Annotated in this window: 14 protein-coding genes; 13 read left to right on the top strand and 1 reads right to left on the bottom strand. The window is 34.0% G+C overall.

Annotated features, from left to right (window positions below):
• The first annotated feature begins 122 nt into the window (after positions 1–122).
• The 8 genes from ABD935_RS00620 to ABD935_RS00585 all read left to right on the top strand — a co-directional run bounded on the left by ABD935_RS00620 (position 123) and on the right by ABD935_RS00585 (position 14,247).
• Entirely contained in the window at positions 123–3,170 is a 3,048-nt protein-coding gene (locus ABD935_RS00620) for a SusC/RagA family TonB-linked outer membrane protein (RefSeq protein WP_345189522.1), read from the top strand.
• A gap of 10 nt (positions 3,171–3,180) precedes the next feature.
• Positions 3,181–4,626 (top strand): RagB/SusD family nutrient uptake outer membrane protein, encoded by a 1,446-nt coding sequence (locus tag ABD935_RS00615; RefSeq protein ID WP_345189521.1) that lies wholly within the window; start codon positions 3,181–3,183, stop codon positions 4,624–4,626.
• 13 nt (positions 4,627–4,639) lie between these two features.
• Positions 4,640–5,188, top strand: a complete 549-nt coding sequence (locus ABD935_RS00610; protein ID WP_345189520.1) for a hypothetical protein — start codon at positions 4,640–4,642, stop codon at positions 5,186–5,188.
• A 10-nt stretch (positions 5,189–5,198) separates the two neighbouring features.
• Complete coding sequence (locus ABD935_RS00605) at positions 5,199–5,990, top strand: hypothetical protein (protein ID WP_345189518.1); 792 nt, start codon at positions 5,199–5,201, stop codon at positions 5,988–5,990.
• 13 nt (positions 5,991–6,003) lie between these two features.
• Complete coding sequence (locus tag ABD935_RS00600; protein WP_345189517.1) at positions 6,004–7,968, top strand: SusF/SusE family carbohydrate-binding protein; 1,965 nt, start codon at positions 6,004–6,006, stop codon at positions 7,966–7,968.
• A 69-nt stretch (positions 7,969–8,037) separates the two neighbouring features.
• Complete coding sequence (locus tag ABD935_RS00595; RefSeq protein WP_345189515.1) at positions 8,038–10,827, top strand: alpha-amylase family glycosyl hydrolase; 2,790 nt, start codon at positions 8,038–8,040, stop codon at positions 10,825–10,827.
• Between the two features lie 375 nt (positions 10,828–11,202).
• A complete protein-coding gene (locus ABD935_RS00590; RefSeq protein WP_345189514.1) occupies positions 11,203–13,206 on the top strand; it encodes a protein-disulfide reductase DsbD family protein in 2,004 nt (667 codons plus the stop codon).
• Positions 13,207–13,269: 63 nt separating this feature from the next.
• Complete coding sequence (locus ABD935_RS00585; protein ID WP_345189513.1) at positions 13,270–14,247, top strand: Gfo/Idh/MocA family protein; 978 nt, start codon at positions 13,270–13,272, stop codon at positions 14,245–14,247.
• Between the two features lie 107 nt (positions 14,248–14,354).
• Here the strand turns inward: ABD935_RS00585 and ABD935_RS00580 are convergent, their stop codons facing one another.
• Positions 14,355–15,398 carry a LacI family DNA-binding transcriptional regulator gene (locus ABD935_RS00580; protein WP_345189512.1) on the bottom strand — a complete coding sequence of 348 codons (1,044 nt, stop codon included), beginning with the start codon at positions 15,396–15,398 and terminating at the stop codon, positions 14,355–14,357.
• A gap of 151 nt (positions 15,399–15,549) precedes the next feature.
• On the opposite strand from ABD935_RS00580, the gene ABD935_RS00575 reads away from it, so the two are divergent.
• The 5 genes from ABD935_RS00575 to era all read left to right on the top strand — a co-directional run bounded on the left by ABD935_RS00575 (position 15,550) and on the right by era (position 20,428).
• Positions 15,550–16,596, top strand: coding sequence for a PfkB family carbohydrate kinase (locus tag ABD935_RS00575; protein WP_345189511.1), 1,047 nt, complete (start codon positions 15,550–15,552; stop codon positions 16,594–16,596).
• 70 nt (positions 16,597–16,666) lie between these two features.
• Entirely contained in the window at positions 16,667–17,884 is a 1,218-nt protein-coding gene (locus tag ABD935_RS00570; protein ID WP_345189509.1) for a 6-phosphofructokinase, read from the top strand.
• Between the two features lie 18 nt (positions 17,885–17,902).
• On the top strand, positions 17,903–18,571 hold the full coding sequence (locus ABD935_RS00565) for a bifunctional 4-hydroxy-2-oxoglutarate aldolase/2-dehydro-3-deoxy-phosphogluconate aldolase (protein ID WP_345189508.1): 669 nt from the start codon (positions 17,903–17,905) through the stop codon (positions 18,569–18,571).
• A 158-nt stretch (positions 18,572–18,729) separates the two neighbouring features.
• A complete protein-coding gene (bamJ, locus tag ABD935_RS00560) occupies positions 18,730–19,422 on the top strand; it encodes a BamJ family beta-barrel-assembly machinery protein (RefSeq protein ID WP_425550186.1) in 693 nt (230 codons plus the stop codon).
• Between the two features lie 124 nt (positions 19,423–19,546).
• A complete protein-coding gene (gene era / locus ABD935_RS00555; RefSeq protein ID WP_345189506.1) occupies positions 19,547–20,428 on the top strand; it encodes a GTPase Era in 882 nt (293 codons plus the stop codon).
• Positions 20,429–20,436: the final 8 nt, after the last annotated feature.

Raw genomic sequence — 20,436 nt, 5'->3', positions numbered from 1 at the left:
AAACGTTTTCGTTAAATATTTCGTAATATAAAATTGCTTCTTAACAATTTCTTTACATAGTTTTGATGCGAGAAGTGAAAATATAATTAAACTTAAATGACACATTAATTAAACTAATTTGTATGAAGACAATTATTAATAGTTTACTGTTTTTTCTGTTTTTTGCACCGACATTCATGTTTGGGCAAACAACTGTAAAAGGAACGGTAACAGAGCAATCCACATCCATACCACTTCCTGGAGTAAATGTCGTTATAAAGGGCACTGCAACAGGAACTGCAACGGATTTTGATGGGAATTATCAAATTGACGTGAAAAAGGGAGATGTCATTGTATTCTCTTACGTTGGATATCAACTTAAAGAAATAACTTATAATGGTCAGGCTACATTAAATGTGCAGATGGATGAAGACGCTGCCCAACTGGATGAAATCGTGATTATTGGTTACGGTGTTCAGAAGAAAAGTAAAATTCTTGGAAGTGCTGTGCGTGTAAATGGTGAAGACTTAAAGGATAATCCTGTATCTTCTATTGATGCGGCGTTGCAAGGAAAAGCAGCTGGGGTTCAGGTAATCCAGGGTTCTGGGTTAGCAGGTTCTTCAAATGTGGTTAGAGTTAGAGGTATTTCCTCAATCTCGGCTGGTGGTGATCCTTTATATGTTATTGATGGTATCCCTATTACACAGGATTATTTTTTACAAGGCGATTCTAACGGACAAAACAATAACCCATTAGCGTCATTAAACCAAAATGACATTGAGAGTATTGAAGTTTTAAAAGATGCTGCCGCTGCCGGAATTTATGGTTCTAGAGGTGCTAATGGTGTTATTTTAATTAAAACCAAAAGAGGTAAAGAAGGTTTGAAATTTTCTTATACAGGAAGCGTTTCAACTTCTGACCCAACGTACAAACCAAAAGTATTGAATAATAAGCAATTGTTACAAGTGTATCAAGAAGCTTGGGAAAATGATGGCAATACAGGTTTAGTGCCTTTGCCTAGGAATATTTCTTGGGAAGATGCCCTAAACACCAATACTGATTGGATAGATTTGGTCACTAAAACCGGGTTTTCTAACAGACATAGTTTTTCTGTAAATTATGGAACTGAAAAACTAAAAACTTATGCAAACTTGTCTTATGATGATACAGAATCCTTTATTAAAAATGATGAATATAAAAGGTTAAGTGGGCGTTTCAATTTAGATTATCAAATACTCAAAAATTTAAAAATTGGTTTAAATACTTCATTAACAAAAGGGGTTTACGATAAGGTAAACATTAACGATACGTGGAGAAATGCACAAAGCTTTACGTTACCCTTTTATTCACCTTATCAAGACAATGGGGACATAGATAACACGTTTGGGAATCCATTAGTGGAATTGGAATATAGAGATAGACGGTCTGAAGAAATGCGGACTATAAATTCTATTGCTGTTGATTTTCAACCTATAGACAATCTTTATTTAAGAGCCACAGGGTCTTTGGATTATATGGATTTTAGAGATTATTACTGGCAATCTATTGAGGTAGACAGAATTGCTGGCAAACCAGAAGAAGAACAAAACACCTATGCTTCTGCAAACCCATTTTTTGTAACTAATTACAATACGAATTTTACGGCTTCATACCTTTGGGATCTTAATGATAAACATGCTTTTAACTTTTTACTAGGTACAGAATACCAACGTAGTGAGCGATTGTTATATAAATTTGGAGATCCACAAGGGCACATAAATAGTCCTGTGCCACTTTATGAATCGGATGCGCCTGATTATTCTAGAGAAAGCACTGGTAAAACAGCTTATTCTTTTGCTTCTTATTTTGGACGTATTAATTATTCATATAATGATGCGCTTGATTTAATGGCGCTTGCAAGACTTGATGGTTCATCTCGTTTTGGGGAAAATAACAGATATGGGTTTTTTCCAACAGTCTCTGCGGCCTATAATTTTTCTCAGCATGGTTTTGTAGCGAATAGTGATGCTATAAGTTTATTGAAAATTAAAACATCCTATGGTATAACGGGTAACTCCGAAATAGGAAATGATTCAAGATTTGGTGCTTATAGTATTCCAAATTCAGGGACTAATTATTTAGGTAATGAATATAAATCTATTATTAGACTGGACAACCCAGATTTAAAATGGGAAACGGCTCAAACGGTAGATTTCGGAATTGAATTAAACTTGTTTAATAACCGTATTGAAACTGAGTTATCTGGATATTACAAAAAATCTAAAGATGTATTATTGGATTTATTTCAAATTCCATCTTCAGGATTTGGAGAAAGTCTATGGATAAATGCTGCTGAAATTGAAAACAAGGGTATTGAATTTAATTTTACCTCTAAAAATGTAGTCAATGATAATTTTTCTTGGACAACGACTTTTAATATAGCACATAACGCCAATAAGTTAATTAGCTTAGGAGGTGTAAGTCCAGATTTATTAGAAGGTGGATTTAATGATACCCGTGTTATAGAAGGACAGCCTATTGGAACCAACTATTTAGTTCGTTTTGCTAGAGTGGATTCTACAGATGGTTTGCCAATTTTCTTGGATAAAGCAGGAAATGAAACCAAAACTTTCGATCTTGCCAATAGGGTTTCAGCAGGTTCTGTTATTCCAGATGCAACAGGCGGATTTGGTAATAAGTTTAAGTATAAAAACTGGGGCTTGGATACCGACTTTGTATTTACCATTGGAGGTAATATTTACGACAGTTATGCAAAAAGAGCTTTAGGAACATTTATTGACGGAAATAATTCATCAAACGTGAGAACGGATATATATGACAGATGGAGAAATCCAGGTGATGTTACTGAACAACCAAGGCTTTTTCATGATCATAACGAAGTAAGTGGACTTTCCAGTGTATGGCAATATAATCATACTGGTTTTTTATATGATGCTTCTTATTTGAGGTTAAGAAATGTATCGCTTAATTATACATTACCAACCGAGTTTTTAAATGGCACTGGCATAAGCTCATTAAAATTAGCTTTAACAGGTTCTAATTTATTTACTTGGACCAAATTCCCTGGTGGTGATCCTGAAATTGCGAGAGATTTCCAATTTCAAAGAGATAGAAACTTATCGCCGAATGTGTCGTACTTAAGTATTCCACAGTCAAGATCATTCACATTTAATATTAATGCAACTTTTTAAAATGGAAACGATGAAAATTAATATAAAATTATTATTAGGATTGTTTTTCTCTATATCCATGTTTGTTTCATGTGATTTAGAAGAACTTCCTGAAAATGTCGATATAGTTGGTCCAACAAACTTGGCCGATTTAGAAGCGCTATTAAACGCAGGTTACAATGAATTGGGTTGGCCCTTAGGCGGAAATGCTCAACTTTATGCTGAAATTAATGGTGATAATATTGATGGGTCTAATGGAATTAATTCTGATGAAACCGAAATTTATAACAGAAGTACATCATTCTTTAATAATACGATTAGAGATAATATGTACCGAGGGTTTTATAGAATTGTACTAGACGCTAATGTGGTGTTAGGGCATATTGAAAATAATCTCGAAGCTTTGGGGTTATCTGCTACAGATTCAAGAGTGCAAGAAATAAAAGGTGAAGCACTGCTTTTACGGGCGATGGCGCATTTTGAAATTTCAAGATTCATGTCGCACTCACCTGGGTATAGCGCAGATAATTCACATTTGGGAATACAGTACATTACTTCGGTCGATAATGCGATTGGACAAAACAGAGGTACTGTGGCTCAGAATTATGAAAACCTTGTTAGTGATTTAAAGGAGGCAGAAAGTTTATTGAACACCACAAACTCCAAAGATCCAAATTATGCCAGTAAGGCGGCAGCACAAGCGTATTTAGCAAAAGTATTTTTTCAAGCCGGATTTGGACCCGATATTGACACAGCGGGATCAAATTATGAACAAGCTTTTAATTATGCGAATAGTACATTAACAAATACATCGGCTGTTTTTGATGTTAATTTATATCAAGGTGGTGATACAGGAACTGAAAGATTTGCTGGAAACTTGGTTGATAATAACAATACTGAGACACCAAATGTTGAAACCATTTTCGGAATCGTATCCGAATCTACAGCAAATAGCAAAGGTGGAACTTTTGGCAGATATAGAACAGATTTAGCGGTTTCTAATAGCACCATCAGAATCATGCAAGATTTATACAACGCCATTCCGTCAACAGACAAAAGAAAAGCATTGCTTGAAGAAACAGATGGCGAATATTTCTTAAATAAATTTAACAAAGGAATTTTACACGTACCGTTGGCACATTATACAGAATTACTTTTAATCAGAGCCGAGGCTGCTGCAGAAACTAGCGGCCTTTCTCAAGCTGAAACTGATGTTAATTTAATTTTAGATAGAGCTGGACTTTCTACAGTTAGTGGTCTTTCAAAAGAACAATTAATTACGCTTATTAGAAATCAAAGACGCGTAGAATTACTTGGAGAAGGAAATAGAATTAACGACTTAAAAAGAATTGGAGTTAGCGAAAGCTCACTTACCATAAGAAACGCCCCTTGGAATTGTAATGGTATTGTATTTCAATTTCCAGCAACTGAAGTGTTTACAGGATTTATTCAAAACCCAACAGGTGGTTGTAACTAAAAAAAAGAAAACGATGAAAAAAATAATTAAATACAGCTTTTTTATAAGTCTAGTGGTGATGTTCTCGCAATGTTCACCCGACAATGAAGGCGAATACGGCGATGCTGTAAACAGAAGCGAGCAAATTATAGGAACTTGGGCTATAGAAAAAGTAAGTCAAATAGATTTAGACGCTGAAAAGAAAAGCTTTCCTGAATTTGCGACCAAAGTAGATATTACGAATGCTATTGCTAGTATGCCGTTTTCAGATTTCACTTTGAAAATTGATAATGGGGCTTTAACAACAAGTATTGGAAATTCTCCAATGGCGTATGTAATATCTGAAGGTACAGGATCTTGGTCTTGGATAACCAATGACGCGATTAACCTAGTTAACAAAGAATTAGGAATTAATGCATCATCTGGCATAGAAACTCAAATTAATGGTGAAAATGTCATTTTTTACATGAGAACATTCTCTGGAATTTCTGGAGATGCACCTAAATTATCTTTGAATTACGAAAGGTTCGATTCCGATAACAGTCCTGTTACCAGATACGAATATATATTAGCTAAACAATAAAAACTGAATTATGAAAAATATATTTTTTAGTATTTTCTTTTTATCCATACTCACTGTTCAAGCTCAGGACCCGGTAGTTACAGGAAGCCCTGCAAGTTACACGGTTATTGATGAAAACATTGAAATCATTTTTAATGTAGCAGGTGCAAAGGATAAGGACGGAAATTCATTAGAAGGCCAAGATTTATATCTCTGGAGTTTTTCTAGTGCTGGCGATGCCAAAACGAATGGTTCATGGACCAATATAAAACCAGCAGCTAGATTAACCAAAGTGAGCGATACGGAATACCGTTTAAAATTCCCTATCACTGATGGCGGCAACACCTATAAAACCTTAGCGGAATTATATGGAGCAGAGGCAGCACCAGGATCTATAACATCTATTGGGTATTTGTTAAGAGATCAAACTCCAACATTTCAAACAGGTGATTTATCAATCCCTTTTTCGCCATTTAAGTTTATTCCAGATGAGGTGAGAACATTTCCATCGGTAGCTACAACTAAAGATGTAGTAACACTTCGCTTTAATAAAGACTTTACGGGTTTAAGTAACCCAGCAATGACAGGTGCGCAAAATATAAGTGTACATATTGAACCAACAGTAGACCCATTATTAGCCATTGAAATGCCAACTACTTTTAGTGGACTATATTATCAAGGGTCTATAATACCGGCGGCTAGTTTTCCCAGTTTGTATAACTCAGGAAATTTAGTGGAGCTGCAGTATTATTTTTATGATACCGATAATCCAACAATAAAATCTGCGATAGGAACCATTCGTTTAAGAGCAGCTAGTAATTAAAATTATATATATTATGAAAAATATACTTTACAAAATATCAATAATTCTATTAGCGCTTTTTGTATCCTGTACAGAAGACGTAGAATTTAGCTCCGATACTGAAGCTTTAAATGGTTTTAGTATTGTTGAAAGTGCCATTTCGAGCTATGTGTTAAATTCCGGGACACCAGAAAACACCATAGAATTGAATTGGAAGAAGGCTATACCGGGAGTTTCAAAAACGCCAACCTATAAGGTTCTTTTCTTTAAGACTGGGGATGAAACTCCAGAGTTTGTGAGTTTTCTATCGAATAATGATGGTGTAGAAAACAAATTAACTTTGACTTTTGAAACCCTTGATGGAGCATTGAGCACTGCAGGTTATGCTGCTGGCGAAACGGCTGAATTACTATGGCAAGTCGTTGCGAGTAATGGTGATGTTGAAGTTACAACAAGTAAAAACACCGTTGAAATCGTTCGATTCTCTGCAAATGGTGTTAAAAACTTCAATTTATTGTTGCCTGACAATAATAATATTATAAAGACAGATATTTATGGAGATCCAGATGGAGAGGTTACTTTTTCTTGGGAAGAAGCTACAACAACTACCGGAAGTGGAACTATTGAATATACCTTGTTATTTGATGAATTAGGAGGGGATTTTTCAGAGCCTTTGAAAGCGTTTGATGTGCCTTCAGGAACTTTTTTTACTATGACGAATACTCAAATAGGTCAAGAATTTGCGGATAATGCTAATGTTATATGGACCGTTAACGCTAAAATTAGTGATGATGTTTCAGAATTGAAAGCAGAAAAAAAATATTTGAACTGGGATGTTTTTGTTATTAATGAATTGTACCTAGTAGGAAGCCATGTTGGTTGGGATAACACGAAAGCAAATGCGTTTACCAGCAATGGAAATGGTGGCTTTGAATTACGAATAGACCTATCTGCCAATGATGAATTTAAGTTTCTGCCTACTTTAGGAACTTATGATGGTGATTGGGGCGAGGATCCAAGTAACCCAGGTAAAATAGTTCAAGATGGCGAGCAAAACCTGAAAGTTACTAATGCAGGTACTTATGTGATTGCTGTCGATTTCCCTACACTTTCAGTAACCGTAAAAGAATTTGCAGCACCAGACAACTTATATATGGTAGGCTCTATTAATGGTTGGAATAATACAACAGCTGTTCCATTTTATAATGATGGTAATGGCGTTTTCTCTCTTACTTATGATTTTGACGCTAATGCTGAGTTTAAGTTCTTACCAACTTTAGGAACTTATGATGGTGATTGGGGCGAAGATCGTGCGAATGCTGGAGGCTTAATTCAAGACGGCGAGCAAAATATAAAAATTACAGATGCTGGTAAATATGTTGTAATTGTCGATTTCAATAACTTAACTGTTAATGCATCAGCAATTAACAATCTATATTCAGTAGGGTCTCATAATGGATGGAACAATGCAGATGCTTCACAACAATTCAATACAACAGGCAATGGCGTGTTTGTACGCGTACAAACCTTTGACGCAGGATCAGAATTTAAACTTCTACCTGTTTCTGGCGATTGGGGTGGTGATTGGGGTGAAAACCCAGACAATGCTGGTAAGTTAGTACAAGATGGCGAAAGTAATATTCCAGTTGCTACGGCCGGAACTTACATGATTACTATAGATTTTAACACACTATCGTTCACTGTAACAGAAATACCAGATAATTTATATTTAGTGGGTTCTCCTAATGGCTGGGATAATGGAACAGCTCCTCAATTTACAAAATTGTCGGAAGGTGTATTCGAAATTAGTCAAATATTAGTGGCATCTGATGAATTTAAATTCTTGCCTGTTCAAGGTTCTTGGGATAACGATTGGGGGCAAAGTTCTGCATACCCTGGCATGTTAGTAAGAGATGGAGAGAACAATATAGCGGCTCCAGGAGATGGTACTTATATAATTACTGTTGACTTTAATGAAGGAACGGTGATTGTTCAATAAGAAGTTTTTTTAGAATGATTAAAAGAGGCTGTACAATTTTTACAGCCTTTTTTTCCAAAATACAATACGATGAAAAAAATTATATATTTATTTAGTTTCTTTTCCTTTTTTCTTTTATCGGCACAAGAGCAACAAGCAAGCATAAGTATTGATAAAGCAGAGTTTTCAGTAAACGATGTGGTAACTATTACAGTATCCAATATCGATCCGACCTTATGGAATGCAGGGCAACCAAATAATATTTACATCTGGGCATGGTATTTTGATTTAAATGGTTCTCAAGCTGGTGATTCTCCAACTAATGGTTCATGGAACGATTCCAATGCATTGCAAAAACTTACCAATAATGGAAATGGCACCTATGGGTTCACATTTACACCAAGTGCTTTATTTGGAACAACCGACATTTCAAAGATTAGCTTTTTACTAAAAGCAGATGATGGTGCATCAACAGGCAGTGGTGAGAAAAAAACACAAAACAACTTCTTAAGCCTTGCTATAAATGAACTGACTTTAACGGCGCCTAGCGATTATCTTACAGTTGTTGATTCTGGAACATTAATCAATTTTTCAGCGACTTCCACTTTAACATCAGATTTCACTTTAAAAGCAAATGGAACGCCTGTAAATACTGCAAACGGAACCAAAAATTACAATTTTGATTATACATTAACTTCAGATGTCGATTTTGTACTTGAAGCAAATGATGGCAGCAGAACGATTTCTGAATCTTTTAGAGCAAGACTCACGCCAACTAACCCAGTGCCTTCGGGCATGTTAGACGGTGTTAACTTAGATTCTAATGATAATACGAAAGCAACTTTAGTGTTATATGCGCCAAATAAATCTACAGTCCATGTTATAGGTAATTTTAACAACTGGCAGGAAAATGCAAGTTTCAAAATGAACAAAGATACTGCTAGAGATAAATTTTGGATCGAATTAACCGGATTAACACCAAATACAAACCATATGTATCAATATTTGGTTGATTCCACGATTAAAGTTGCAGATCCATATTCAACGACTATTTTAGATGAGTTCAACGATTCATCTATAAATGCAACCACATATCCTAACTTGCCATCTTATCCTACGGGTTCTACAAATCACGCTGTAACTTTATTAAGGACAGGAGATCCTGATTATTCTTGGCAAACAACTAATTTTCAACCACCAGCAAAAACAGATTTAGTTATTTATGAATTACTTATCCGAGATTTTGATGAGTTACACAGTTTTGATGCTATAAAGGCACGTTTGGATTACATTCAAGATTTGGGTGCAAATGCTATTGAATTCATGCCTGTTAATGAGTTTGATGGAAATAAAAGTTGGGGATACAATCCTTCTTTTCACATGGCGCTAGACAAATATTATGGAACACCAACGGCTTTTAAGCAATTTATTGATGAATGCCATAACCGAGGTATAGCAGTTATATTAGATGTTGTTTACAATCACGCAACGGGTCAAAACCCTTTTTATCGCCTTTGGAATACAGATAATGGTGGTTATGGAGGACAGGCTTCTGTCGATAATCCATTTTTCAATCAAACAGCAACGCACTCTTATAGTGTTTTTAATGATTTTAATCATCAATCTGAAGCGACTAAAAGTTATGTTGAAAGGACTGTAAAATACTGGATTGAAGAATATAAAATTGACGGTTTTAGATGGGATTTAACAAAAGGATTTACACAGCTTTGTACATCTTCAGATGAAAATTGTACAAATGAATTTAAAAAGGATAGGGTAGATGTGCTAAAAGAATATGCCGATTATCAATGGGCAATGGATTCTGATTTTTACATCATTTTTGAACATTTAGGAGGTATCGATGAAGAAAAGCAATGGGCAGATTATCGTGCAAATGAAGGTAAAGGCATCATGCTTTGGAATAACATAAACGGTTCTTACAATGAGGCCACCATGGGATACCATGTTAATAACCAATCTAATTTTTCAAATGTATCTTATTCAGTAAAGGGATTTGATGGACCTTCCGCTGTTTCTTATATGGAAAGCCATGATGAACAGCGTTTAATGTATAAGAATCTTCAGTTTGGTAATTCAAACGGTGGTTATTCAGTTAAAACAGCAAATACGGCTTTAGCGAGAATGCAAACGGCAGGGGCTTTTTTCTTTACAGTTCCAGGTCCAAAAATGATTTGGCAGTTTGGAGAATTAGGTTACGAAGTCGATATAGATTTTAATGGCAGAACTGGCGAAAAACCAATCCGTTGGGAGTATGTTACAAACCCAGATAGAAAGGCAATATATGATGTATGGGCAAGGTTGATTCATTTAAAACTTACCCAGCCTATTTTTAATACAACCAATTTTTCTATGGATTTAGGAGGAACGAATGGACTTAAAAGCATCCATTTAACTTTAGATTCTGCAACTGGAAATGACATTAAATATATTACGGTATTAGGTAATTTTGGAGTGACACAACAATCCATTACTACTAATTTTCAAGAGGGTGGAACCTGGTACGATTTAATGGACGAAACAGGAAACACAACCATAAACGGATCTACAACATCTTTAAGTTTGGCATCTGGTGAATTTAAAGTGTTTGGAAATAACCCTTCAACATTATCAGTTAACAGCTTTGAAAACGATTTAAACATACAAGTCTATCCAAATCCTGCTTCAACATCGTTTCAAGTAAATACATCTTTGGAAAAGGTTTCAATCTATAATATAACAGGAAAACTTGTTAATTCCTATAAAGGGAACTTTAAAAAAGGACATGCTTTTAATATTTCAAATTTACCTAAAGGCGTGTATATTCTAAAAGCAGAAAATGATAAAAAAGAAAAGGACACTATTAAACTCGTAAAGTTATAAGATGAGTTTATTAATTAGAATCAATTTTCTGAAATTCTTGTATAAAAAAGTTAGATATTTTTAAACAATTATGCTAATAAGTGTAGGGCTTCTGAGAAATCAGAGGCCTTTTTTTTGTTTAAGGTCACCATATATTTGCAATAAAAAAATAGTAAAAGGGTTGTAATATGAATAATCTTGATAATTTCGTAAACAGAATAAATATGAATGATATCAAGGCATTTACACTAAATTTGAAGAACAATGTAAAATTATGTTAAACCTTTAAAATATGTCTTTACCTTTCATTAAACGCTGTAAGTTTGTTTCATGAAGTAAGTCTAAGAAAAAGCTATGCAGGAATGGATTGCAAACAACGGTATTATAAAAAAGAACATGAAAAACTTAATATTATTTATAGCCTTATGTATTGGCTTTAATGCTTTTTCCCAAATATTTGAGCCTGTAAAGTGGGAAACGTCTGTTGAAAAAGTTTCAGATTCCGAATATAAATTAGTTACTAAAGCTTCTATTGATGCTGGGTGGCATTTGTATTCTCAAAATGTTCCAGAAGATGGGCCAATACCAACTACATTCACTTTTGATAATGCGGATGGTGGTATAGAAATGTTAGGTAGTACTATCGAAGATGAAGGACATACTGTAGATGATCCCGTTTTTGAAATGGAGATTACCTATTTTGAAAATCATGCAACTTTCAAACAAAAAATAAAACTTTTGGAAAGTAAATCTACAGTGAATGGTACTGTAGAATTTATGGTATGCGATGATAAAAGGTGTTTGCCTCCAACTGAAGTTGATTTGGTTTTTAGTTTAAATGAAACAAGTGCTACTGAAAAAATAAATATAACAGGTATTATAGATAATGATGCAGTAAACAATGCGCTTTACGGCATGGTTCCAGAGAATATTGAGTTAGCTGCTAGTACAGAAGTGGAAAAAAAATCACTTTGGACTATTTTTGGATTAGGTTTTTTAGGCGGTTTACTCGCTTTATTGACACCTTGTGTATTCCCAATGATTCCATTAACAGTTAGTTTTTTTACAAAAAGTAGCGGTCAAAGTAAAAGCTCAGGTGTTGGAAAAGCATTATTATATGGCTTTTTTATTTTATTAGTTTATTTAATATTAAGCATTCCTTTTCATCTTTTAGATTCTGTAAATCCAGATATTTTAAATGAGATTTCAACCAATGTATGGCTCAATGTTATTTTCTTCGCCATATTTGTTTTTTTTGCATTTTCATTTTTTGGATATTACGAATTAACACTTCCAGCAAGTTGGACAACTAAAACTACTCAAGGTGAAAACACAGGTGGGGTAATAGGTGTTTTCTTTATGGCTCTAACCTTAGCTATAGTCTCTTTTTCTTGTACAGGACCAATTTTAGGATCGCTATTAGCAGGTTCGTTAACAGCAGATGGAGGTGCATGGCAACTTACAGCAGGCATGGCAGGTTTTGGTGTGTCTTTAGGTTTACCATTTGCGTTGTTTGCCATGTTTCCAAATATGATGAATGCCTTACCAAAATCTGGAGGTTGGTTAAATACAACTAAGGTTATTTTAGGCTTTTTAGAATTAGCATTGGCTTTCAAATTTCTATCAAATGCCGATTTAGTAAAACATTGGGGGCTATTAAAAATTGAACCCTTTTTAATACTTTGGATTATTATTTTTGGTGGTTTGGCTATATATCTATTCGGGAAAATTAAGTTTCCGCATGACGCTCTTATAAAAAAGCTATCATTCTCTAGAATTTCGGGAGGGATACTGGTAGCTGCATTTACAATCTATCTAGTTTCTGGATTTAGAGTAAATAAAGAAACGAATACCTTTACGTCTTTAACTTTGTTAAGTGGTTTAGCGCCTCCTGTCGGGTATAGCTGGCTGTATCCTAGTGCTTCAACTAATAACCTTAAAACTTTTAAAGATTTAAAAGAAGGTATGGCTTATGCGAAACAAGTGAATAAGCCAATAATGATCGATTTTACTGGTTATGCTTGTGTAAACTGTAGAAAGATGGAAGAGCATATCTGGCCATTAGAAAAAATTGATAATTATTTGCGAAATGAATATGTTTTAATTTCTTTGTATGTGGATGATAAAAAAGATTTGCCAGCAGATGAAAAAGTTGAAGTAAACAGAGTTAACGGAGGTAAACGATTACTCAAGAATTATGGACATAAATGGGCTAATTTTCAAACACAATTTTTTAAGTCAAATTCACAACCATATTATGTGTTATTGAATTCTGAAGGAAATAAAGTTTTGACTGAACCAGTAGGTTATACTCCTGATGAAGATGAATATGCAAAGTTCCTCGAACATGGCTTAGAAATCTTTAAAAAGCACAGAATTAATAAATTTTCATTAGATTAAATATAAACCCATGTTTAAATCGCTTAGGGATATGGATATTGGGAATTACAGTTTATTAAAAGAATGAGTAAAATATATAAATGGGGTATTATTGGGTGTGGCAATGTTACAGAGCTTAAAAGTGGACCTGCTTACCAAAAAGTAGCTGGTTTTGAGTTGCATGCAGTCATGCGGCGTAATATTGAAAAGGCTGAAGATTATGCTTTAAGGCATCATGTTCCCAAATTTTTTGGAAATGCAGATGATTTGATTAATGACCCCGAAATTGATGCCGTATATATTGCCACGCCACCAGATTCTCATGGCTATTACGCATTAAAAGTTGCCGCAGCAGGAAAAATATGCTGTATTGAAAAACCAATGGCGCCAAGCTATAACGAGTGTTTATTAATTTATAACGCATTTAAAGTAAAGAAAATTCCATTGTTTGTTGCTTATTACAGACGGTCGCTTCCTAGGTTTAAACAGATTAAATTGTGGCTTGAGGAAAACAAAATTGGAACTTTAAGGCATGTAAACTGGCATTTAAGCAAGCCTGCAAATACAATTGATTTATCTAAAGCATACAACTGGCGCACAGATTTTAAAATTGCTCATGGAGGTTATTTTGATGATTTAGCATCTCATGGTATCGATTTATTTGCTCACTTATTGGGAGATATAAAACAAGCACATGGCATAGCAGTTAATCAACAAGGGCTCTATACGGCTATGGATTCAATTACTGGAAGTTGGATTCATAAATCTGGAGTAACAGGCTCTGGTAGTTGGAATTTTGGAACTGAAAAAAGAGAAGACCATGTTCAAATTTATGGTGATAAAGGAAAAATAAGTTTCTCTATTTTTGATGAAGCTCCAATAGTATTAGAACATGAATCTCATAAAGAAAGTGTAACTATAGAGAATCCTGAAAACATTCAGTTTTTCCATGTTCAAAATATGAAAAATCATTTATTAGAGAGTATTGAACATCCTTCAACAGGAAAAACAGCACTACACACTACGTGGGTTTTAGATCATATTTTAAATAAAACAACATGATTGTAATGATGATTCTCTAAGATTTCAGGAAATAATATATTGACTATTTTTTATGGATTTTGAAGAAGGCTTATCAGTTAAATAAGGATGAGTTGGATGTGTTTTATCTATAAATGCATCATTGATTTTTTTGTATTTGATGAATCTCTAACAACCAATTCAGCATCCAATATTATTTTATTCAATGTTTGCTTTGCAGCTGTTTTTTTAACACGCTTTAAAAATGTTTTAGCTGCTTGTTTTCCAATCTCTGCACTATGCTGATTAATACTTGTAATTGTTGGTGTAACCATAGCAGTAAATGGTTCGTCTCCAAAACCAACAAGCGCGATGTCATTTGGCATGTTAATGTTTTGTTCGTTCAGCACTTGAAGTGCGCCTAAGGCAGCATAATCACTAGCTACATAAACGGCATCGGGTCTGTTTTTTAATGTTAATAGACGCAACATTTTCTTTCTGCCATCTTCAATAGTAAGGCTACTTTCAATAAGAAGTTCGGTGTCTAAAGGTAAATCATGTTTTTTTAAAGCATCAATATAACCTTTAATTCTATTATTGAAAATCCGAGTATGTTTGTAGCCACCAATATGTGCAATACGCTTGCAACCTTGTTCAATAAGATGTTCAACAATCATGTGGCTACTGTTATAATCATCAATACCTATATAATCCACATTCAAATCATTTTCACCGCGATCAAATAAAATGAGAGGAATCCCTTTAGATTTTACTTTTTCATAATATTCTAAATCTATAGTTTCATTTGCCATGGATGCTATTATGCCATCAACTTGTGTAAATAGTAAGGTATCTATATTGGCACACTCCTTTTTATAGGATTCATTGGATTGGGTGATAATTATATTGTAACCTTCTTTATTTAAAACCTCTTCAATATTCTGAATAACAGAAGAGAAAAAATTGCTGTTTGTACGCGGAACAATAACACCTACCAAGTTACTTTTTCCTTTACGTAAGGCACTAGCAAGGTGATTTGGTTGATAGTTTAGGTTTTTAGCGACCTGTTTTACTGCTTTTTTTGTTTTTTCACTAATACGGGAGTCGTCGTGAAGGGCTTTAGAAACGGCAGCTGCAGAGATATTCAATACGTTAGCAATATCTTTTATGGTAGTTTTCTTTTTGGTATTCAATTTTTTTATATATTTGCTTAAACGTTTAAGCAAATATATTGCTTTAATTTTTATTATCAAAACAATAAGTTTATATATGGTTTTGATTTATTTTTTAAAAACAGGTTAAACGTTTAAGCAAAACTAAATAACATAAATAAGAGTATTAAAAATGGGAAAAGTAGTAACATTTGGAGAAATCATGTTAAGATTAGCTCCTCAAGGATTTTTAAGATTTTCACAAGCTAACAATTTTGACGCCATTTATGGTGGTGGAGAATCAAATGTAGCAGTATCATTAGCTAACTATGGTGTTGATGTTGATTTTGTAACACGTTTGCCAAAGAATGATATTGGTGAATGTGCCATGATGGAAATGCGTAAAAGAGGTGTAGGTGTTGATAAAATTGTTTACGGTGGTGATCGTTTAGGGATTTATTTCCTAGAAACTGGAGCTGTATCTAGAGGGTCTAAAGTAGTATATGACCGTGCACATTCAGCTATGTCTGAAATTGAATCAGGAATGATTGATTGGGATGTTGTTTTTGATGGTGTAGAGTGGTTTCACTGGACAGGTATAACACCGGCAATTTCTCAAGGATCTGCAGATGTTTGTTTAGAAGCTGTGAAAGCTGCTAGCGCAAAAGGAATTACTATTTCAACAGATTTAAATTACCGAGCAAAACTTTGGAATTTCTGTGATGACGCTCATAGAGAATCTATAATGACAGAATTGACTTCTTACTGTGATATTGTTTTAGGAAACGAAGAAGATGCAGAAATGCATTTTGGAATTAAACCTGCAGGAGCTGCAGTTCAAACGGCTGGACATGATGTAAAAGCAGAAGCTTTCTTATCCGTTTGTCAACAAATGATGGAAAAATTCCCTAGAGCTAAAAAAGTAATTACTACGTTAAGAGGGTCGATTTCTGCATCTCACAATACTTGGGCAGGCGTTTTATATGATGGTAAACAAATGTTACAAACACGTCAATATCAAATTACCGATATCGTAGATAGAGTTGGTGGTGGAGATTCATTTATGGGAGGTTTAATCTACGGATTGTTAAAATACCCAGAAGATGATCAAAATGCATTAGACTTTGCTGTTGCAGCATCTTGTTTAAAACACACCATTAAAGGTGATGCAAACTTAGTTACTGTTTCAGAAGTAGAAAAATTAATGGGAGGTGACGCTTCAGGACGTGTGGCTAGATAATATATTTTTTAAATCCGCAAGGTTTTAAAAACCTTGTGGATTTAACTAAATTTTAAAATCAACATATCCTATGAGAAAATCGATTGCAATAATGTGTGGAGGTGGTCCTGCACCAGGTATAAATACGGTTATAAGCACATTGGCCAAAACTTTCTTAAAGGATGGTTATGACGTTATAGGTGTGCACCATGGTTATAAAGGATTGCTTTCTGATGATCCATCAATAGTTTTTTTTGATTTTCATCGTGCGGATCGTATTTTTAGTCTTGGAGGTTCTACTTTAATAATGAGTAGATTTAAACCAAAAGACAGCGATTTTAAAGCAGATTTTTTTAAGAAACATAATGTAAAATTATTAGTTACTATTGGAGGAGACGATACAGCTTCAACTGCTAATAGATTAACTAAATATGTTAATAGTCAGGATTTGGATGTTGCACATGTTCATGTCCCAAAAACTATAGATAACGACTTACCTTTACCTGACAGAAATCCAACTTTTGGTTTTCATACAGCTAAAGACGAAGGAGTTCGTATTGGTAATACAGTTTATGAAGATGCTAGAACTAGTGAAAATTGGTTTATAGTTGCTGCAATGGGGCGTTCTGCTGGCCATTTGGCTTTTGGAATTGCTTCAGCTTGTCATTATCAAATGATGATTATTCCTGAAATGTTTAACAAAACCAATATCACATTCGAAAAAATCATTAATATGATTATTTCTTCTATAGTTAAATGTAAAATTCAAGGTATAGAATATGGTGTTGCTTTAGTTAGTGAGGGGGTTTTTCATTTTATGGAAGAAAAAGAAATTATCAACTCGGGTATAAATTTCACCTATGATGATCATGGACATCCTGAATTAGGAAACGTTAGCAAGTCTCATATATTTAATTATTTATTGCAAGTTAAATTAAAAGAACTTGGGTTGAATATTAAATCTAGACCTGTAGAGCTTGGCTATGAATTAAGATGTTGTAAACCAATTGCATTTGATTTAACCCTATGTACATTACTAGGTATAGGTGTAAAGAAACTATATGACCAAGGAGTTTCTGGTTGTATCGTTAGTGCAAATTCAAAGGGAGATATAATGCCATTGTATTTAAAGGATTTTGAAGATAATGAAGGTAAGATTCCACCTAGATTGGTCGACATTAATTCAGATATGGCACAACTGTTTATAAACAACCTTTTTTATATTAAAGAAAAGGATTATGAAGAAGCGAAAAAGTTTCTACCAAATCCGGAAGCATACGATTTTAAGAAAATATTAAACTGGAACTAAAAATTAAAAAATAATAAAATGGCACAATTTTCAAGATTAGAAGTAGCGCAAGCAATGAAAGACACAGGAATGATTCCTTTGTTTTTCCACAATGATATAGAATTAAGTAAAAAAGTATTAAAGGCTTGTTACGATGGTGGAGCAAGATTAATGGAATTTACAGCGCGTGGCGATTTTGCTCACGAAGTTTTTGGTGAGTTAACAAAATACGCGATCAAAGAATTACCAGGGATGATTATGGGGGTTGGTTCTGTTACCGATGGTGCAGCAGCATCTTTATATATGGCACTAGGAGCAAACTTTATTGTAACTCCTGTGTTAAGAGAAGATATTGCAATTGCATGTAACCGTAAAAAAGTACTTTGGTCTCCTGGTTGTGGAACTTTAACAGAAATAACAAGAGCAGAAGAATTAGGTTGCGAAATTGTCAAACTTTTCCCTGGAGACATTTACGGGCCACAATTTGTTAAGGGCGTTAAAGGGCCTCAACCATGGACAAGTGTTATGCCAACAGGAGGGGTTTCTCCAACAGAAGAGAACTTGAAAGGTTGGTTTGATGCTGGTGTAACTTGTGTTGGAATGGGATCTAAGTTAATCTCAAAAGACATTATTGCAAACAAAGATTACGCTAAGTTAGAGCAGGATGTAAGAGCTGCGTTGGCTATAGTAAAATCTGTTAGAGGATAAATCCTATTCAAGATATTAGGTAGAACTAAAACGAGTTAATAGATTATATTTTTTATAAAAGAACCTTCCAGATATTCTGGAAGGTTTTCTTTTTTTTACTCACCATAAATTTGTTACATTTGGCGTCAGAATAAAAAAAATAAACAAAAATGAAAATAATGAAATTTTTAAGTCTAGTAGCATTAGCTTTAGTAGTAGTATCTTGTAATAATAACGAAGTTTCTAATAAGCCCTTAAAAACAGAGGTTGATTCTGTAAGTTACGGAATCGGTCTTAATATGGGAAAACAATTAAAAACAGGTTTTGATGAAGCTAATATAGAAATCTATATTCAAGGCCTTAGAAATGCACTTGATTCAACTAATATTTTATTAGATGAACAGCAAACGCAAAAAGTGATTCAAACGTATTTTCAAAAGAAACAAAAAGAACAAGCGGCTATAGCTAAAGAAGAAGGAGAAAAAGCAAAAGCAGATGGCATTAAGTTCTTGGAAGATAATAAATCTAAAGAAGGTGTTAAAATTACTGAAAGCGGTTTACAATATATTGTTTTAAAAGAAGGATCTGGTGATAAACCAACAACAGCATCTAAAGTAAAAGTACATTACCATGGTACTTTAATTGATGGAACTGTATTTGATAGTTCTGTTGATAGAGGTGAGCCAACTGAATTTGGTGTTACTCAAGTTATAAAAGGATGGACAGAAGGTTTGCAATTAATGACTCCAGGTTCTAAATACAAATTCTTTATCCCTAGCGATTTGGCTTATGGAGCAAACCCAAGACCAGGTGGAGTAATTAAACCTAACTCAACATTAATTTTTGATGTAGAGTTATTAGAGGTTAAGTAATCTTAATATACTTTAATATAATTAAAAACAGGAAGTTTAACTTCCTGTTTTTTTTGTTTAAAATGTTTTATAACCAGTATTACAAATCAACATTGTAACTTTGCAACATATAAAAAAGAAGATCATGAAGCATAAAGCAGGTTTTGTAAATATTATAGGTAATCCTAATGTGGGTAAATCTACATTAATGAACGCCTTTGTAGGTGAAAAATTATCTATTATCACTTCAAAAGCACAGACTACGAGACATAGGATTTTAGGTATTGTAAATGGTGACGATTTTCAGGTTGTTTTTAGTGACACACCAGGAATTATCAAGCCAGCCTACGAGCTTCAACAATCTATGATGGGGTTTGTTAAATCTGCTTTTGAAGATGCTGATGTATTAATTTATATGGTTGAAATAGGTGAACAAGAATTAAAAGATGAAGCCTTCTTCAACAAAATAACCAATTCTAAAATTCCTGTTTTATTATTGCTGAATAAGATTGATAAATCTGATCAAGGTCAGTTGGAATCTCAAGTGCAATTGTGGGCAAAAAAAGTGCCCAATGCGGAAATTATTGCTATTTCAGCACTAGAAGGTTTTCAAGTAAAAGAAGTATTTGGTAGAATAATCGAGTTGCTTCCAGAGTCGCCGCCTTTTTATCCAAAAGATCAGTTAACAGATAAGCCAGAACGTTTTTTTATTAATGAAACCATTCGCGAAAAGATTCTTATTCATTATAAAAAAGAAATTCCATATGCTGTTGAAGTAGATACCGAAGAGTTTTTTGAAGAAGAAAACATTATCCGTATCCGTTCAGTGATCATGGTAGAGCGCGAAACACAAAAAGGCATCATCATTGGTCATAAGGGGAGTGCTTTAAAGCGCGTAGGGGTGGAAGCTAGAAAAGATTTGGAAAAGTTTTTCGGAAAGCAAATCCATCTAGAACTTTATGTAAAAGTGAATAAAAATTGGCGTAGCAATCAAAATCAGTTGAAACGTTTTGGTTACAATAACTAGTACATATG

It is taken from the genome of Algibacter agarivorans (genome assembly GCF_039543245.1).
Lineage (GTDB): Bacteria > Bacteroidota > Bacteroidia > Flavobacteriales > Flavobacteriaceae > Algibacter_G > Algibacter_G agarivorans.
The sequence above is the reverse complement of the archived record's forward strand: the minus strand, read 5'-3'. Positions and strand labels throughout refer to the sequence as shown.

Bases quoted from the DNA above. Each gene is read 5' to 3' on its own strand.
- era (WP_345189506.1), top strand. From the start codon at position 19,547: ATGAAGCATAAAGCAGGTTTTGTAAATATTATAGGTAATCCTAATGTG.
- ABD935_RS00585 (WP_345189513.1), top strand. From the start codon at position 13,270: ATGAGTAAAATATATAAATGGGGTATTATTGGGTGTGGCAATGTTACA.
- ABD935_RS00600 (WP_345189517.1), top strand. From the start codon at position 6,004: ATGAAAAATATACTTTACAAAATATCAATAATTCTATTAGCGCTTTTT.
- ABD935_RS00595 (WP_345189515.1), top strand. From the start codon at position 8,038: ATGAAAAAAATTATATATTTATTTAGTTTCTTTTCCTTTTTTCTTTTA.
- ABD935_RS00565 (WP_345189508.1), top strand. From the start codon at position 17,903: ATGGCACAATTTTCAAGATTAGAAGTAGCGCAAGCAATGAAAGACACA.
- bamJ (WP_425550186.1), top strand. From the start codon at position 18,730: ATGAAATTTTTAAGTCTAGTAGCATTAGCTTTAGTAGTAGTATCTTGT.
- ABD935_RS00590 (WP_345189514.1), top strand. From the start codon at position 11,203: ATGAAAAACTTAATATTATTTATAGCCTTATGTATTGGCTTTAATGCT.
- ABD935_RS00610 (WP_345189520.1), top strand. From the start codon at position 4,640: ATGAAAAAAATAATTAAATACAGCTTTTTTATAAGTCTAGTGGTGATG.
- ABD935_RS00605 (WP_345189518.1), top strand. From the start codon at position 5,199: ATGAAAAATATATTTTTTAGTATTTTCTTTTTATCCATACTCACTGTT.
- ABD935_RS00620 (WP_345189522.1), top strand. From the start codon at position 123: ATGAAGACAATTATTAATAGTTTACTGTTTTTTCTGTTTTTTGCACCG.
- ABD935_RS00575 (WP_345189511.1), top strand. From the start codon at position 15,550: ATGGGAAAAGTAGTAACATTTGGAGAAATCATGTTAAGATTAGCTCCT.
- ABD935_RS00570 (WP_345189509.1), top strand. From the start codon at position 16,667: ATGAGAAAATCGATTGCAATAATGTGTGGAGGTGGTCCTGCACCAGGT.
- ABD935_RS00615 (WP_345189521.1), top strand. From the start codon at position 3,181: ATGAAAATTAATATAAAATTATTATTAGGATTGTTTTTCTCTATATCC.